The sequence below is a fragment of the Winogradskyella costae genome (assembly GCF_013403865.1).
Lineage (GTDB): Bacteria > Bacteroidota > Bacteroidia > Flavobacteriales > Flavobacteriaceae > Winogradskyella > Winogradskyella costae.
Window position 1 is genome coordinate 280,552 of record NZ_JABFDK010000003.1, and the last position, 19,197, is coordinate 299,748.

Annotated in this window: 9 protein-coding genes; 7 read left to right on the top strand and 2 right to left on the bottom strand. The window is 34.2% G+C overall.

Annotated features, from left to right (window positions below):
• Positions 1–53 precede the first annotated feature (53 nt).
• The 7 genes from HM986_RS10015 to HM986_RS10045 all read left to right on the top strand — a co-directional run bounded on the left by HM986_RS10015 (position 54) and on the right by HM986_RS10045 (position 16,756).
• Entirely contained in the window at positions 54–8,264 is an 8,211-nt protein-coding gene (locus HM986_RS10015) for a T9SS type B sorting domain-containing protein (protein WP_179334949.1), read from the top strand.
• A 27-nt stretch (positions 8,265–8,291) separates the two neighbouring features.
• Positions 8,292–9,275 carry a PorP/SprF family type IX secretion system membrane protein gene (locus HM986_RS10020; RefSeq protein ID WP_179334950.1) on the top strand — a complete coding sequence of 328 codons (984 nt, stop codon included), beginning with the start codon at positions 8,292–8,294 and terminating at the stop codon, positions 9,273–9,275.
• Between the two features lie 231 nt (positions 9,276–9,506).
• Positions 9,507–14,378, top strand: a complete 4,872-nt coding sequence (locus HM986_RS10025) for a PQQ-dependent sugar dehydrogenase (protein ID WP_179334951.1) — start codon at positions 9,507–9,509, stop codon at positions 14,376–14,378.
• Between the two features lie 217 nt (positions 14,379–14,595).
• Positions 14,596–14,898: a ribosome hibernation-promoting factor, HPF/YfiA family gene (hpf, locus tag HM986_RS10030; RefSeq protein WP_179334952.1), complete on the top strand. Its 303-nt coding sequence runs from the start codon at positions 14,596–14,598 to the stop codon at positions 14,896–14,898.
• Between the two features lie 3 nt (positions 14,899–14,901).
• Positions 14,902–15,357, top strand: coding sequence for an arsenate reductase family protein (locus HM986_RS10035; protein WP_179334953.1), 456 nt, complete (start codon positions 14,902–14,904; stop codon positions 15,355–15,357).
• 23 nt (positions 15,358–15,380) lie between these two features.
• Entirely contained in the window at positions 15,381–16,190 is an 810-nt protein-coding gene (locus tag HM986_RS10040; protein WP_179334954.1) for a DUF1853 family protein, read from the top strand.
• 2 nt (positions 16,191–16,192) lie between these two features.
• On the top strand, positions 16,193–16,756 hold the full coding sequence (locus HM986_RS10045) for a pseudouridine synthase (protein WP_179334955.1): 564 nt from the start codon (positions 16,193–16,195) through the stop codon (positions 16,754–16,756).
• Here HM986_RS10045 and HM986_RS10050 read toward each other — a convergent pair.
• Together HM986_RS10050 and HM986_RS10055 are read right to left on the bottom strand one after the other, a co-directional pair.
• Positions 16,746–17,480, bottom strand: coding sequence for a hypothetical protein (locus tag HM986_RS10050; protein ID WP_179334956.1), 735 nt, complete (start codon positions 17,478–17,480; stop codon positions 16,746–16,748). The two genes, HM986_RS10045 and HM986_RS10050, sit on opposite strands and share 11 nt — an antisense overlap.
• Before the next feature lie 98 nt (positions 17,481–17,578).
• Positions 17,579–19,093 (bottom strand): DEAD/DEAH box helicase, encoded by a 1,515-nt coding sequence (locus HM986_RS10055; RefSeq protein WP_179334957.1) that lies wholly within the window; start codon positions 19,091–19,093, stop codon positions 17,579–17,581.
• Positions 19,094–19,197 lie beyond the last annotated feature (104 nt).

Genomic DNA, 19,197 nt, shown 5'->3' on the forward strand with positions numbered 1-19,197 from the left:
ATCACTTACGTCTTTGCCCCAAGAAATAAAGTGATTAATTTAAAGAAGTCACCATGAAAAAACCTACTTTTTCTAGAATAGTTGTAATTGTTTTGTTTCTCATTTTGGGACAGCAAATATCCGCACAAAATCTTGTGCCGTTTTCACCTCGGTACGACCAAGCCATCAAAGGAGACATCCTTTTAATAGGAAACAGTAATGTGGGATTACATGTTTCTAATCCTTACAATGGAAACTCTACTAATGACGGAGTAAACGCAGCGGTATATGTAGATATAGATGGAGATGCGAGTACATTTAACTCTAGTAGTGCCGATTTAGATGTGCCAAGTGATGATAGCTGTTATGTCATTGTTTATGCGGGATTATATTGGAGTGCGGTTGTTGATGGTGATGAACCAAAATCTGATATAAAATTTAAAGTCCCAGGAGGTTCTTATCAAGATATAACAGGAACTGAAATTTACTATCAAAATGCTTCAAATAATAACAGATCTAACACCTATGCCTATTACCATGATGTTACGGACATGCTTACAGCTTTACCTGACCCAGAAGGCACCTATTCTGTCGCTAATATTTCATCTCTAGTTGGTCCAAAACCAAATTCAGAAGGGTTATCTGCAGGGTGGTCTTTATTCGTGGTTTATGAAGATCCACTTTTACCTAGTAAGTACATCACTTCTTTTGATGGGTTTACTAAAATTACTAGTTCTATAAATGAAACTTTCCCTGTTAGTGGTTTTACAACTATACCAACAGGTCCTGTACGTGCTAAATTTGCATTTAGTACTATTGAAGGAGATAGAGGTTACACAGGAGATTATTTAAGACTTAATGGAACTACAATTAGTGCGACTAATAATGCAGGTACTACTATTCGTCCGGGTAATAACTTTTTTAATAGTTCTGTTTCCGATATTAACCCTCTAACAAATACTTCTGAATTGTTTACCAATAGAACTCCAAATAGTTCGAACACTTTAGGGTTTGATGCCGGTATTATTAATATACCAAATCCAGGGAATTCATTAATTGCCAATAATGCGACCTCAGCAAATATTAGTTTAGGAAGTAATTTAGATATCTATTATTATTATTTTAGTGCTTTTGCCATTGAGATTATAGCTCCAAATATAGTATTAACAAAAATAGTTGAAGACGACTTAGGAAATGATATTGGTGGTCAGCTTGTAGGTTTAGGATCCTCTTTAAACTATGTTATTGGGTTTCAGAATACAGGTAATGATGACGCTACAAACTTTACAATTAGAGATATTCTACCTATAAATATTATCTATAATCACCCAACAGATTTGGTTCTACCGAGTGGTGTTACGGTACAAAGTTATGATGCAGCGACACGAGAACTTATTTTAGATATAGATAATTCACTTGTTCAAGAGAATGACCCTGTATATGAAATTAGAATAGAAGTACAAGTGGTTGATGATTGTGGGCAATTAGAAGATGCTTGTTCTAATATTGTTAATAACCAAGCTTTTGCTACATATCAAGGGACAATAAATCCAGATTTTACGATTACGGATGATCCAAGTTTGAGCAGTAATACGGGGTGTTTAATTTCACCTCAAGCGACAAACTTCTTAGCTGATCTTGACTGTACTTTTGAATACGATGAAATTCTTTGTGGAGATAGTGTAGAATTAACAGCAGCTAATGGTTATGATTCTTATGCATGGTCTACAAGTCCTACGGGAGTTCCTGTGATAGGAAATTCTCAATCGATTACCGTTACTGAAACAGGTACATATTATTCTTATAATACTGCTGTGGCTCCATGTCAATCTATTGTGCAGCAATTTAATGTGCAACTTTTTGGTTCAAACACAACAAATCCTGCAATTCCTTACGCGGATGAAGTTGTTACATGTCCTAACGATGGTAAATTATTACCTAATATATTTCTATGTGGCGCTGACGATATAAGATTTATTCAAACAAATGTATCCGATTCTACTTCAATTATTTGGGAAGTTCTAGATGAAACAAGTTGCGACGCGGTTTCAAATTCAGATTGTGCCAATGAAAGTCCTTCATGTACATGGAATGCCATACCTAGTGAATCTGGATTGTTAGTTGATACAGCAGGACAATACAGAATTACAATAAATTACCCTGGTGGATGTAATGTTCAGTTTTATTTTAATGTATATAAAAATGAGTTAAATCCAACGGTTAATTCAACCGATATTATATGTGAAACTAACGGAAGTATTACAGTTAATAATGTGCCTTCTGGTTACGAATACAGTATAGATGGAACGAATTTCCAAAATAGCAATATCTTCTCAATTGATACGGCAGGAACATATACTATCTATGTAAGACAGTTAGATTTAACAACAAACCCTTGTGTGTTTACTGTTCCTAGTGTTCAAATTAGAGATAGAGAATTTACAGGTACTACGACTATTACCCAACCATTGTGTCATGGAGATAAAGGCAGTATACATTTATCTGCTAATGATGCTGATCCACAATACGTATTTACGCTTTCTCAAGGTGCGACCACAGTGAATACAGTTGGTCCTATTATAGATAATAATTACACCTTTCAAAATTTAAATCCAGGAACGTATACAGCAACTATTGAATCTGAAAATGGGTGTATTTTCACTGAAGATATTACAATAACGGAACCACCTATATTAACAGCAACAATAGCTTTAACAAGTCCTTTAAATTGTTCTGATGGTGAGATTACAGTTTATCCTGTAGGCGGAACGCCTCCTTATTATTACTTTGTAAATGGAGCCACAGATTTTCAGCCTACACCGCAAATTACAGTGAGCACAACCGGAGTTTATAATGTTGTTGTCACAGATTCTAATAACTGTAGTACAGATGTTACTATAAATGTTGATGCTATTACTGGTCCAGATTTTACTGTAAACACAACTGATATTGCGTGTGCGGGTTCTGATGGGACAGGAATTTTAACAGTTGATGTTACCAATCCTAATGGTAGTAGTATTGCTTATAGTATTGACGGTGGAGCTACATTCGTTAGTTCAAACGTGTTTACAGGCTTATCTATCGGAAATTATGAAGTTGTTGTAGAATACACCTCTGGCGCTGATGTTTGTGAATCAAGTCCACAAACTGTTTCAATTGATTCCGCACCAGCGATTATTGGCACTGTAGAATTGTCTGCTCCATATACGTGTCTTTCAACAGGAACAATAGCCGTAACAAATGTTACCGGCGGACAAGCACCTTACACTTATAGTATTGATGGTGTAACATTTCAGAATAATGCTAATTTCAGTAATCTATCAGCAGGAACATATACGGTGATTGTAATGGATGTAACTGGTTGTGCTTCTGCACAAGATGAAATCACAGTTGAAGAATTAAATCCACCAACTGATTTAACGTTTAGTAATTCACCAGTGTCTTGTCCTTCTAATACAGCCACGATTTCAATTACAGGATCAACTGGTGGCGTAGGCATATTAGAATATCAAATTACAGCACCTGCTTCTGCTGTAACTGCTTATCAAACATCTACTGATTTTTCAGGTTTAGAACCAGGAACATATACATTTCAAGTTACCGATGAAAATGATTGTGTTTATAGCGAATCATATACGATTGTTCCTACTCCATCACCAACTTTATCTGCTGTATTGACAAAAGACTTAGATTGTGCTGCATCACCAGATGCGATAATAACAGGAACGGTTACAGGTGCTGCACCTTACACATATGCAGTTTCTATAAACGGAGGTGCTTATACCGATTTAGGTACAACCGGAACGCCATTTACTTATAGTGCCGCTACTGCCGGAACATATCAACTTCAAATTACAGATGCAAATGGTTGTTCGGCTGAATCCTCGGTATTTACTGTAACTCCTATATCCTTACCAGCTTTAAGTTTAGTTGTGCAATCACAAGAGATCTTATGTAATGGGAATACTAATGGTGCTATTGATGTTACTATCGATACGACTGTAGGTACACCTCCATTTGTAATAAATGTAAGTGATAGCACAGGAACCGATTATGGTACACAAACATCTAGTTTACCAGCAGGAATATATACTGTTACTGTTACAGATTCAAAAATGTGTACAGCGACCGAGATCATAACCATTGACGAACCAGATGCGATAGTAGTAGATTATGAAACTATTGATATAACATGTGGTTCTGGTGGAATATCTCAAGGGTCAGTGATTATAAACTCTGTAACAGGTGGAACACCTCCTTATAACTATTTTGTTACAGGTACCAATGGGTATTCTAATTCTGAATTTAATAATATCGGCTCAACATCTGTTAGTTTTGATGTGGTTGATTTTGGACTTTATCAAATTAATGTTGTTGATACCAATGGTTGTTCTATTTTAGTTCAAGATGTATTAGTAGCATCGCCTCCAACTGATTTAGATATTGATATAGAAACTAACGTTGATTGTTCAACAGGCGGAGAAGCTGTAGTTAGTATCGGTTCAACCTTAACGAGTGCGGGACCATTTTTCTTTAGTATATACGAAGGTCCAGGTACGGTATACCCTGCAGGGACATGGCTAAGTGAAGATGCTCCTGGTAGCGAATCTGCTACATTTACAGACTTAATTCCTGGTGCGATATATACATTTATTGTATACGATGCCTCTACACTTTGTAGTTATTATGAACCTTCAACAATTCCAATACCTACAAATTCTACATTAACAGCAACAGCGGTTAGTTCTAACAATATTACATGTACAGGAAGTGCCGATGGTAATGTTTCATTTACTGTAACTAGCACATACGGAAGTCCTGTTTCTATCACTTATGAAATTTTCAATACTTTAAGTTTATCATCTACAGGAATTAGTGATTCTGCTGCTTTACCTGCAAATGGATCATTAAATATATTAGATTATGGACCACTTCCATTTGGTAACTACTTTGTATCAATTCGTGAGACCTCAGGACCTAACGCTGGTTGTGGTATAATTACAGTGCCATTTAATATTACGGAATCTGCTTTTCTTTTAGAGTTAGATGCTTCAGTTGATCAAAATGCAAACTGTGCCCCTAACTCTGGCGTTATTAGCGCAGTGGCTTCAAATGGAACACCTCCATATCAATATCAAATCACAACAACTCCTACTACCCCACTTCCTACTGATGCATCTTGGAATAGTTCAAGTACATTTAATAGCGATGCCGGAAGTTATTATGTTCATGTTAAGGATGCCTATAATTGTATTGTTACAAGTCCTGTTTTAGTTATAGATACGGATCCTACTCCAGCTATTTCTGCAACTTTAAATAATCAATGTACTGTTGCGGAGGGTGCTTATGAAGTTGATGTAACATTAGATACTGTTGGTACACCACCTTATAGTATTAGCATAAATGGTGGTGCTTTTCAAACACAAACATTACCATTTACTCTTTCAAATTTATACTCAGGTACCCATACTATAGCGATAAATGACGTTAACGGTTGTGGTAACACTGTTTCAGTAGATATTGTTGCTCCAATAACAATAATACCAGAAGTAACAGCTTTGCCAACATGTAATGATGATGATGGTGAAATTACAATGACTACTATTGGTGGATCTGGATCTTATACTTATGGTATTTCACCTAGTCCTGCTTCAATTAGTTTTGCTGGAGATGTATTTTCAGGTGTACCATCAGGAATGTATACTATTACCATTACCGACACAGTAACTTTATGTACCGAAGAAGTATCTATTTCAGTTGCCGAAGCTATACTTCCTACAGTAACATTAAGTCCAACTAACATTACTTGTTTCGGAGATAATTCGGGATCATTCGAAATTAATATTGCAAATTATACAGGAGCTTATACTTATGAAGTATTTGATAGCTTAGGAACATCATTAACAGGGACTATGACTGCAAACACCTCTATTAATCCTGAAATAGTTACAGGAATGAGCGCAGGAACATTCTCAGTAGAGATTACTGAAACAGATATTCCACTCTGTTCTGCCACAGCGAATGTAACTATTGCATCTCCAACAAATGCGATTTCTCTAGATGTCTCAGAAACATCAAATGTAACGTGTAATGATAATGAAGGTACAATAACTGCAATCGCAACTGGTGGTTGGGGAGATTTAGAATATGAATTAACAGGTGCTGCAACGGTGGCTTATTCTAATAATGGTTCATTTACTGATTTATCTGCAGGAACTTATACGGTAAACGTTAGAGATGCAAGCGGTTGTATTGCTTCAGAAACGATTACATTAGAAACCCCAGATCCAATCGCAGCAACATTTACGCCAAGCACAACAGTTTTATCTTGTTTTGGGGATCAAGATGCGAGTATAACAATAACAAATGTAACTGGTGGACAAGGCACAAATTATACATATACCTTAAACACTGTGTTACCAACCCCAAGTGTTTCTGGTCCACAAACATCTAATGTGTTTGAAAACCTAGGACCTGGGACTTACTTTGTAAGAATTACAGATGGGTTTTATTGTGAGTTTACTTCAATAAATATTGTGATTACAGAGCCTTTACCAATTGAAGCTAGTTTAGTAAGAACGACAACACAAACCTGCTTAACTGAATCTACATTAACATTGAGTGCAACTGGTGGCACAGGATCTTATTCATATAGCGAGAATGCTTCGTTTGCACCAATAATAGGAACGTTTACAACATCAACTACATTTTCTGTTCCGGATGGTACGTACTCATATTTTGTACAAGACGCTAACGGTTGTGTTACTAACGTATCTAATGAAATTACTGTTGATCCTTTACTTCCATTAGAGGTAACTTTAGAAGCTTCTAACTTATTTATTAATTGTTCTGGTGATAATAACGGTTCTATTTCTGCTAATGCAACTGGGGGCTTAGGCAACTATTCTTACACTTTACAAGATGATTTAGGAAATATTGTTACTGCGACGCAACCTAGTCCTGGATTCTTTACTGAACTTTATGCTGGTGATTATGTTGTTCTTGTAGAAAGCGGTGATTGTGATGTGACGTCTACTCCAATAAGTATTACAGAACCTGCGACACCAATTGAAGCGACTCTAGTTGTAAATAATGTAAGCTGTGCCGGTAATAATAATGGTTCGGTTGAAATAACTGCATCAGGTGGTACAGGAGTTATTAAGTATGCTATCTCACCACAGTCAAACCAATTTTTTGAAACTAATACTTTTGAGAATTTAGCACCTGGGGATTATGATATCATTGTAATGGATGAGTCCGGGTGTTACTTAAGATTTGATGTTACCATCACAGAGCCTGAGCAAGTCGTATTGAGTATAGTTCCAGGTTCATTCTTCCCAGAAGTATGTTCAGGAAATTTAGATGGAGAATTTAGTATTGCTATCTCAGGAGGAACACTTCCTTATAGCGTGAGTTTAGATGATTATGATGGTGTTTATACAACAGGAAGTGCTGCACAAAATGAATTTGATTTTACAAATTTAGAAGGTGGTGATCATATTGTATTTGTTAGAGATGCTGCAGGTTGTGAGTCTGAATGGAATATTACATTCCCAGAATCTGTTACCATTTTACCAGAAATAATAATCGAAAGTATTTGTGAAAACAATATACAAGGTAATCGTATAACAGTAACAGTGGATGCCTCTATTGAAGATCTTACGCAACTAGATTATTCATTAAACGGTGGTCCTTACCAATCAAGTAATACATTTATAAATGTACCAGTAGGAATCGATCATTTTATAGATGTTAGACATACAAATGGATGTATTCAGACAACTGAATTCTTCGATATTGAAATGGCAGATCCCGTAACCTTAACTCTTACTGAGGGTGGACTAAATGAATATATCATAAATGCTACTGGAGGTGCTGATGATTATCAATTCACTATTAACGATGAGGATTATGGAAATGAAAATTCATTCTTCATTTTTGAATCAGGCTTATATACTATTAGAGTAATGGATAGTAGTGGTTGTTATGCCTCTTTACAAATAGAATTAGAGTTTCAAGAAATCTGTATTCCTAATTGGTTTACACCAAATGGAGATGGTGAATTTGATACTTGGGCACCAGGTTGTACTGAGAATTATCCAAATCTAACCTTCGATATTTTTGACCGTTATGGTCGTAAAGTAGCAACATACCATGTTGGTGAAGTTTGGGATGGAAAGTATAAGGGAAGAGAATTACCTTCTGGTGATTATTGGTTTGTAGTTCAAACTAATGACGCCACACACGATAAAGAATTTGTTGGACATTTTACATTATACAGATAAAAGACAGAATATTAAAAAGATAACATTATGAAAAAATTCGCACTATATATTCTTTTTTTGGTCTTCGTAAACGGTTATGGCCAAGAATTAAATCTACCGGTATTTACACAATATTTGGCAGATAACGATTTTGTAATTTCTCCGACTTATGCAGGAATTGGAGATAATCTAAAAATTAGAGCAAATGGATTAACACAATGGGTTGGAATTAAAAATGCGCCAGACAATCAATCTGTCTATGCTGATTTTAGAATATCGAATCGTACCGGAGTTGGTATATCAGCCTATAATGATAAGAATGGAAATACAAGTCAGAAGGGAGTTAAGATTTCTTTTGCGCACCATTTAACATTAGATTACAAGACCAAACAATTTTTGTCTTTTGGATTATCTTATAATATTAATAGTTTTAGACTTGATATAGAAAACTTTAATACCACTTATGATATTCCGACAATAGATCCTGCTATTACGGACGACCGAGGGGTATCGAATAACAATTTTGATGCAGGGGTACTATACCGATGGAAAGCATTTTATCTAAGTTTTAATGCTAACAATATTGTAAAAAAGGATACTGATGGCTTTCTAGGGTTAGAACCAAGTAGACTATTAAATTATCAATTATACACTGGTGTAGTTATTAAAAACAAAAACAACAAAGATGTAGAATTTGAACCTTCTGTTTTTTATCAAATGTTTGATAGTGATAGACGATCTAGTACTGATATCAATTTTAAATTTAGAAAATTTGATAGAAAAGGAGATTATTATTTTGTAGGGGCTTCTTATCGTTTCCTTAATGATCAATTTATGAAGCCATTAAATATTGGACCAATGGCTGGTATTACATTTAACCAGTTCTTTTTTGCGTATTCATATCAGTTAACATTAAATGATTTATCTGGTTTTAACACAGGGACGCATATGGTCACTATTGGATTAGATTTTCTTCAAGGTGCTAGCAATTGCTCATGTACAAAAGGAACGAGCCAAAGTTATTACAGATAGGTTTTATTTCCTTTTACAAGGTAATAATACATTAAAATATAATTTTAATATAAAATAGTTACAAACGATTGTTTATAAAAATCCCATTCAATAATTTACAACATTAACTGTAACCAACTCATTATGTAGTCCTTATGCTTTAACGGATTAACTAATACATATAACGAAATTATTAACTTTTAAGATTATTAATTAGTATGTTTACTATGCTACTAATCATATATCTTAACAATGAAAAATTATTTCCATAAGGAAACGTTTGGATCTGCGTTTTTATTTATTAAATCCAAATCATTTAAGATAAGATCAACTATAATAATTTTTGGATCTATGTTATTGTTTGGAGCCTTCCCTTACTTCAACGGAGAAGGCTCTGGTTTAACACTACAAGATCATGGAACGATTGGACCGTATGCAAATTTAGCTTTTCCTGATGAAGCTAGTATCGACTTATCAATAGCACATAGAATTGCTTATCCTAATTTATTCTTCAACTCTCCTATTGTGTTTAAGCCCGTTCCTCAACAAAATAGAATTATTGTTGCACAGCTCGATGGTGAAATATATTGGTTTGATGATGATGAAACAACCTTAGTGAAAAACCTGTTAGTGGATTTAAAAGATGAAGTTGGAATCGTTCATGACGGTGGTTTTCTTGGATTAGCTTTACACCCTGATTTTAATGCCGCACTAAATCCTAAAAACTATATCTATGTTTATTATACGTCCAAAAATAGCGCTGGACAAAATAGTCCAGCAGTTGGATCTCATACTGGTCAGGGTTGTACGTTTAGTGAAGATAGAAATGAATATCAAGGCAACTCATTAATTCTAGAACGTTTTGAAGTTAATCCAACTAATTTATCTTTTATTTTAGGCTCTAGAACAAATCTTTTTGATATAAGAATGTATGGAACAACCCACTATGGTGGTGGTATGGACTTTGGTGATGACGGATTTTTATATTTAACGATAGGAGATCAAGCGTCTTGGCGAAGAGCACAAGATATGACTGATAATCTAAATGGAGGTGCTTTTAGAATAGATGTAGATAAAGATCCAACTAAGAGTCATGCACCAATTAGAAAAAAACAAAATGTAGGTTTTGCCGAGGAATCTTCAGGAATTAATTATTGGATACCAAATGATAATCCATTTTTAAGTCCTGATGGATCACGTTACGAAGAATATTATAGTATAGGATTAAGAAATCCTTTTAGAATGACTAAAGATCGCGTTACTGGTCAATTCTATATAGGTGACGTGGGTTTAAATAGTCACGAAGAAGTAAATATTTTAAAAAAAGGAGCCAATTATGGTTGGCCTATATATGAAGGATTTGGGTTTCGTAATACAAACTGTGCTTCTATGTTAGACGGTATGCCACATGAAGAACCATTAACAGAATTTTCGAGAAATGATGCTAGGGCTCTAGCGGGTGGATTTGTTTATAGAGGATCCTCAATTCCTGATTTATATGGAGAGTATGTATGCGCAGATTATACTAGAAATGGAATTTTCACTGTTAATATAATCACAGGGGATTACGAACAGATATCAATCTTACAAAATGTTATCTCATTTGGTGAAGATAAAGACGGGGAGCTCTATCTTCTTCGTCATGGTAATAACCGAAATATTCATAAGCTTATAGAAGGTGTTGACGATGGCTATATTACGATGCCACAATTATTATCGGATACAGGAGTGTTCTCTAATTTATCAACTTTAGAGGTTATAGATGGCATTGTTCCTTATGAGTTATATGAATCATTTTGGTCCGATGGCGCTTTAAAAAAACGTTGGATTGCAGTTCCTAATAACGATGGATTGCATAGCGGTCCTAATGAGCAAATAAAATATTCTGAATATAATGATTGGGAATTTCCTCCTGGAACGGTTATTATCAAACAGTTTAATTTACCAGTGGACGATACAGATCCTTCAATTACTAAAAAAATTGAAACCCGATTTTCTATTGTCGATAAAGATGGTGGTTGGTATTTTCTAACATATAATTGGAATGACGCCCAAACAGACGCTGTACTTCAAAAAACGAGTTTAAATGAACCTGTAACTATTTCAACAGATAACTTAGGCGGCACCAGAACTCAAATTTGGCACTTCCCATCAAATACAGAGTGTATAACCTGCCATAATGATGTAAATAAAGGTAATCTAGGGTTAAAGACAAGATACTTAAATACAGATTATACTTATGAGGAAACAGGATTAGAAAGAAACCAGCTGGTAACTTTAAGTCATTTGGGTATTATTGACCAATCTATAACTGACCCAGATACAGAAAGTATTGTAACAAATAAATCAATTGAAGATCCTACAGCTACATTAGATGATAGAGCACGTTCTTATTTAGATTTAAATTGCGCGTATTGCCACAGATTGGACAATACTATAAGAACCAATTTTGATTTGCGTTTTTATAATAGCTTAGAAGCTACAGGAATATTAACAACAGGAATACTAAGTCCATTAGATGTTGATCCTGATGAAAAAATTATTTATCCAGGTGATGCTTCAAAATCTATATTATATCATAAAATTAATAGTATAGACCAGTCCATTATGATGCCTCCTCTAGCTAAATTAGAACTAGATAATCTTGGTATAAATTTAATTGAGACGTGGATAAACCAATTAGACACGGATCTTATAGACATTACCAATAATCCCAATCCTATGAGTAATTTAGCATTATTACCATCAGCTGTAGTTACAGGAACCGTTGGTCCTAATGCAGATGTAGGGAGAGGTGCACCAAATGAAATTTTATACGATCCAATGATCCACGCTTACAAAACATATTCACAATATGCGGAATATGGATGGCCATACCAATCTAATGCTGGTACTGTTGATGAAACCAATGGATTCTTTTTAAATGTAGAATGGCCAAATCCAAAATTTGTGAATTACATAACTATTGGAGGTGCCTACAGTAGCCAACCACAGACAGATACAATGTGGCGTGTTAGTTATTTAAGAGAAGGTAATTGGATAACTTTAGACCAAGGCAAGGGAGGTTGGATAAAATCTGGAATTTATCAATGGGGAGGTTCTACTCAAACACCTATTTTTGCGGAAGCTATTAAAGTCGTGTTATATAGCGACGGAATCAATGACCTGGTTAGCATTCACTTAAGAGGAAGAGGAGGAAACTCAGGCGTAGGAGATCACAACCCAGGAAATCCTTACTACAATGATGTTAATACTCAAACTAAAGCTACATTATTTCAGTTTTTACCATACCAGACCAAAACAACTATAGATAGTGTTGTAGCCGGGCTTCAACAATCGGCATGTGACGCAAACACCAATACATATTCTCAAGATTTAATTGTAACCTATACCAATGCTCCTACTACTGGCTATTTAGTGGTAAACGGTCAAAACTTTCCTATTACAGAGAGCCCACAAGCAATTACCTTAACGGGATTACTAGCTGATGGACAAGATGTAGAAGTTAATGCGGATTTTACTGATGGTTATAAAAGTGTTTATTTAAGTGGTGACACCGTTTTCACAGCACCCGAAAATTGTGTAGACTTAATCATTGGTGTTGACGAAACTTTAATCATTGATGACGATTATACTGTTTCTGCTGTGGGAAAAATAGAAATATATGAAGGAGGTGGTCTAACCATAACCGGGAACTTAATCATAAATGGTGAAGTCGTTTTAAACTCTATATCTAATAAGTATTCAAGTTTAATTGTTGAAGGAACAAGTGTAGGAAACGTGACCTATAAACGACATGTAAATGCAAATAACAGTATTTCTGGAAACGATTTAATAGCTACACCTGTGAGTGGTGAAACTTTTGGTGATTTCGCAATAGACAACAATCCAAATTTATATGAAAATGCCAATGATACTACTCAAAAATTATTTGGTACATTCGATGAAATAGCAGGAGTTTATAATATCTTTGAAACAGATACAAATGCTTCTACTCCACTAGAATTAGGTATAGGTTATAGAGCGGCAAGAGATAGTTTAGAAGATGCATTGTATGGCACTACACTCAGCTTTTATGGTGGTGTTGAAACCAATGCGGTAATGAGGACGATAACGACATCTGGTTCTTCATTTGATGGGTGGAATTTAATAGGTAATCCATATACCTCTTATATTGACTTTGACACTTTCTTTATTCACAATAAAAACCAATTGAATAGTGGTGTATACCAAGCTATATATGGCTATGATGGAAATGCTTCTGATGGTTGGACTGTTCTCAACAATGTAACAACGCAACAATTAATTGCACCTGGTCAAGGTTTCTTTATAAAGAGTCAGCCTGGAGGTGGTTCTATTGAATTTACACCAGAAATGCGCGTTATTGGTTCTAGCGATGATTTTGTATTGGGAAGAGGAGTTTCTTCAGCTCATGTGGGTTATTTGAAACTTAAATCAAATACTACGGCTTCAAACTACTATACTGACATTTACTTTAATGGTAATGCGACTTCTGGTTTAGATCCTGGCTATGACGCTGCACTCTATAATAGCAATGCCCCTGCATTTTCAATCTATACACAGTTAGTAGAGGATAATACAGGTGTGCCATTTATGATTCAAGCGCTTGGGGATACAGCAATAAATAATGTTACTTTAGCATTAGGTGTTAATGCTAATCAAGGTGAAGAGGTTACCATTGCTATTTCCGAAACAGATATTCCAGAAACCACTCATATTTATTTAGAGGATACTTTTAATAATACATTTACGCTGCTTAATATTAATAGCTACACATTTACAGCAACTAATGAGATGTCTGGTTTTGGTCGTTTTTACCTTAGGTTCGAAACGGGTCTGCTAAATACTAACACCCCTACGTTTGAGATCTTAAAAATTTCAACAAATCAAGCTAAACGAACCATTGAAATTACAGGTCAATTAGACGCGCAAACATCGTTTATCCTTTATGATCTACATGGACGTATTATGGTTACCAAAAAATTAGATACAAACTCTACAAGTCAATCTGTAGATGTAGCGCACCTGAGCACAGGTATCTATATTGTAGCGTTAAAAACCGATTCAGGAGATGAACGTATCCAGAAATTAATAATTAAATAGTCACTTTTCTTAACTAGTATTTAAAACGTGAAATCTAAACTTGATTTTGCGTTTTTTTTGATCTAATTTTTATTATAAAATGAGTTTGTTTGATTTCAAAACATCGAAAACAAGTATTCTTTGCGGCAAAAAGGGATTACGTTAAGGAATAATTCTTTTAAGCTAAATCTACAATAGAACAATACATACCTTGTATTAAACTTTTAAAAACGATAAAATGGAAATATTATTTGAATATCACGATGTTGCGACGAGCGAGCGATTAGAAGCACATGCTAAGGAAAAATTAGAAACATTATTAATACGATTTGATTTTGTTGTTAGGGCTGATGTCTTTTTTAAAACAGAAAATACAACGAGCGATCAGACAGGAAAAATATGTGGCATAAGATTAAGTGCACCAGGCCCAAGATTATTCTCGGAATCTTCATTTGATAATTTCTACGATGCTGTATCTAAAACAGTTAGTGAATTATCGAGACAATTAGAAAAACGTAAAGATAAAATGAAAACATATTAATAAATGGGAAACACAATGGGAGTAATTAGTAGAGATAAAAAACAGATAAATTGTATATATGCGAGCGATTCTGATTTTGGAAAACAACTTGAAGGCTATTTAAAAGCTTCAGGGAAAGACATTTTAATGATTAATATCAACGAAACAATGCCAACCCCAACCCAGTGGCAAGAATTGTCGACTGATTTAAATATAGGAATCGATAATTTTCTAGATTTTTCAAAAATTAAAAATATAGATAATGATTCTAAATTTGACGCCAATGATTATGTCACTATTTTAGAGAATAATCCAAAAGCATTTCAAGGAGCAATCATAATAAATGGTGAAAAGACAACACATATAACCACAGTAACTGAAGTTCTTAAGTACTTTGACGTAGATAGTGCTGATATTAAACATACATCCCACAGTAAGACTATGGATAATAAAGCTGAGGACAAGGGCAACTTTATCTAAAATAGTTATACTTTTATTCCGTCATGAATAAAAGCACGCTTTTACGTTATAAAGGATATACCAAAACTCCCGAACTCTTTAAGAGTATTGATATACCAGGAATTGATCAAATTAAACTTAGCTCAGAATCTGAGCTTATTAGTGATGAGCTAAAGTTTAAAAATCAGCGCTTAGGTAAACTCGTAGAAGAATTTGTTTTTTACCAACTACAACAGCAAGCTTCAGTTAAATGGATTGTTGAAAACATACAAATTCAAAAGGAAAGAAGAACCATTGGAGAATTAGATGCACTATACTTTCTAAATGATCACCCTATCCATCTCGAAGTGGTGTATAAGTTTTATTTATACGATACTTTAAAGGACTATGACGAGCCACTCGCCTATTGGATTGGCCCTAATCGAAATGATTCGCTTTGTTACAAGTTAGAAAAACTACGATATAAACAATTTCCTCTTCTTTTTAAAAGTGAAACAAGTATTCAGCTTAGTGAACATAACCTTAACACGGCAGAAGTCTCTCAAAAACTTTGCTTTAAAGCGCAACTATTTTTGCCATATCATAAATCTAATATTGCGATAGAACCGCTTAACAAGGATTGTATTAAGGGTGTATATCTATCGTTTAGCGCCATTTCAACTTTCAAAGAGCTACATTTTTATATCCCTCAAAAATTAGATTGGTTGGTCAGTTGCCATAATAATGTTATTTGGCAAGTTTACAAGACAGCTAAACTACTGATTCAAGAAGAGATTGAAGCTAAACGCTCACCATTAGTTTGGCTAAAATATAGCGAAACCAAATTCGTTAAATGTTTTATAACTTTCTGGTAATAATGAAAGTACAGAACTACTACAAAATATACAAGCCTTACGGATATTTAAGTCAATTTGTAAATTATCAGAATAAGCGAAAATCTAAAAAGCTTTTAGGTGAATTATTTCATTCTCCAAATGGCGTCATGGCCGTGGGTAGACTAGATGAAAAATCTGAAGGCTTATTATTATTAACCACAGATGGTAAGTTTAGCAATTATATAACGAGTTCTGAGATTGAAAAAGAATATCATGTTATGGTTGATGGTATTATCACCCCTAAAATAATATCAGAATTAAGACATGGTATTGAAATTTCCGTTGAAGGAAAGGCGTATAAAACTAAACCATGTAAAGCTGAAATTCTAACCGATACATCACATATTGTAGAACGTTTTGTCCGTGATGAACGTCATGGTGTTACATCATGGGTATCCATTACAATTACAGAAGGAAAATTTAGACAAGTACGAAAAATGACAGCAAAAGTAGGTTTGCCCACATTGAGATTAGTACGTGTAAGAATTGGAGACTATAGATTAGGCCTTATGAAACCTGCTGAGGTTTTACCTATTAGTTATTAGAAGCTTCTGCTGTTTCTTGAGGAGTTTTCTCTTTAATTGTAACTTTTTCATTCTGAAAAATAATAGTCGCTTTTACACCTGTCAAAAGGTTCCATTCTTTTGAAGAAATCATATTGCCTTTATCATCGTAAACAACAAATTCAGCAGTATTTGGTCCTGATTCACCTTGATTTAGAGCTACAATATCGACGGTATTTGTGCCGTCTACTAAGTTGACTTCTACCCTTCTATAACTACTCGTTAACACTAAATTACTTTTTACAACTGCACCATTTATTAAAATCTGAACACGGTCACCATCAGGATATTGGTGGTCTCTACAAACAATATTTACAAATTTTGTATCTACACGATGTTCTCCAAGAAATTGATCGGACATTGTTCTAATAATACCACCCTTAACAGCTTCTTTGGTCCAGCGTTTTTCATAAATTTCACTTGGACTTTTTAAACCATCATCATCATCAGTCATTGAAAATGGTTTTTCGGTTTCTCTGATCACAAATTTTTCTTCGCCTTTGTTAGCGCTACCACTAGACTTTTCATTTTCTTTCTTTAGAATTGGTGCCACCTTAATTTTAACTAAAGCAGAATCCGTTTTCTTCTTAGATTCTTCGGCCGGTATACGAATAGATTTATTCTCTTTGTCCTTAATAACTTGGGCAGAAACCGTGATGCTGCAAAAAATGCAGAAGATAAATGCTATGAAATTAGTGGTTTTCACTTTAGTATTTTTATTATTAAATATTCGAGTAGTAAGTTACAATAACCGTACCTGCTTCAAAATAAAGATATAAAAATAGAAATCTTTACAAAAAAAAGTTAAAACTTTCCATTAAAACTAATTCTTAACTTTCTATTATACTCTTCAAATAACCAGTCCTTATAGTTTTGTGTACTATTCATAATACAATAACAGTATTGTTTTATTCTAAAAGCTATTTCATCTTGAAGATCTTTAATTAGCTCTCTTGCGTCATAAACGTCCTCACTGTTATCAATACAAATTTGAGAATGTTGCGCTATAGAACGCTCTATTACAGTAAATGATTTTTTACCTTCACTAATGACCTCCTTATACTCTGCTTTTACATCAAAGTTTAAAGTATACGATTTTTTAAATTTTACTTTTAATGAATCTGGCATGGTGTAAACAAAATCGCGCTCTAATAAATCATCATCTACTATATTTTCTAAGTAGTAATCTGGGTGTTTAAAAATGTGTTGCCAGTCTACCGGTTGATTCCAAGCTCCGAAACGCGCTTCGTTATTTCCTAAATCTATGACTTGAAACGTTTTTCGATCTTTATAAATTCGACTACCTCTACCAATCATTTGAAAATATAAGGTTAAAGAACGTGTGGCTCTATTCAAAATTATAGACTCTACAGATGGTTCATCAAAACCTGTAGTTAAAATACTTACCGATGATAGCACGGCATCTGGAGTATGTTTAAACCATTTTAAAATTTCTTTACGGTCTTGCTTAGTCGTTGTATTATCTAAATGCTGTACATTATAACCTGCCTTTTTAAAGGTATGGTAGACTTCTTTAGAGGTATAAATTCCATTATTAAAAATAAGTGTTTTCTTTCCTTTTGCTAATTCTTCATAAGCCATTAATAACTTAGACTGCATAAGGCTGTTGGTATATAGGGCTTCGGATGATTTTACCGTATAATCACCATTGACACCAATTTTTAAGGATGTTAATCCAACATCGTAATTATGAACATCTGCATTGGCAAGAAATCCATTCTTAATTAATGTAGAAATATCATCACCGACAATTAACTTATTATAATTATCTTTCATTGGTAGTTTTATATTACTACTCAATGGGGTTGCAGTTACACCTAAAATAAAGCAATTTTCAAAAAACTTAAATAGCTTTCTAAATGAATTATAATGGGCTTCATCAATAATTACTAACCCAATATTTTTTAAATCGAAATCCTTGTCTGACAATCGATTATTTAAGGTTTCAACCATCGCCACAAAACATTGAAAATCGTCTTGATCTGGAAGTGTTTTAACCTTACTATTAATAACTTTATTCTTTACATTAAATCCAGAAAGTACGTTTGAGGTTTGCTTACAAAGTTCAATTCTGTGTGTAAGAATAACTACTTTCTTTTGGTGTTGCTCTGCATAGCGTCTAACAATTTCAGAAAAAATGACTGTTTTTCCTCCACCTGTTGGTAACTGATATAAGAGGTTGAAATCATCAGCTTCATCTCTCATTACATCAAAAATGCGATTAAGGTCTTTGATTTGATAATCATAGAGACTCTTCTCACTTTTTTTTTGTTGTATAGTTCTGATTTCTGACGACATAGATTGAATTTAGCACTTTATTAATTTTGCAAAAATAGCACATTGTAAAGGTTTATGGAATGAATTTTTGAGAAGATTTAAAAAGAGTGGTACTGTTATTGTGA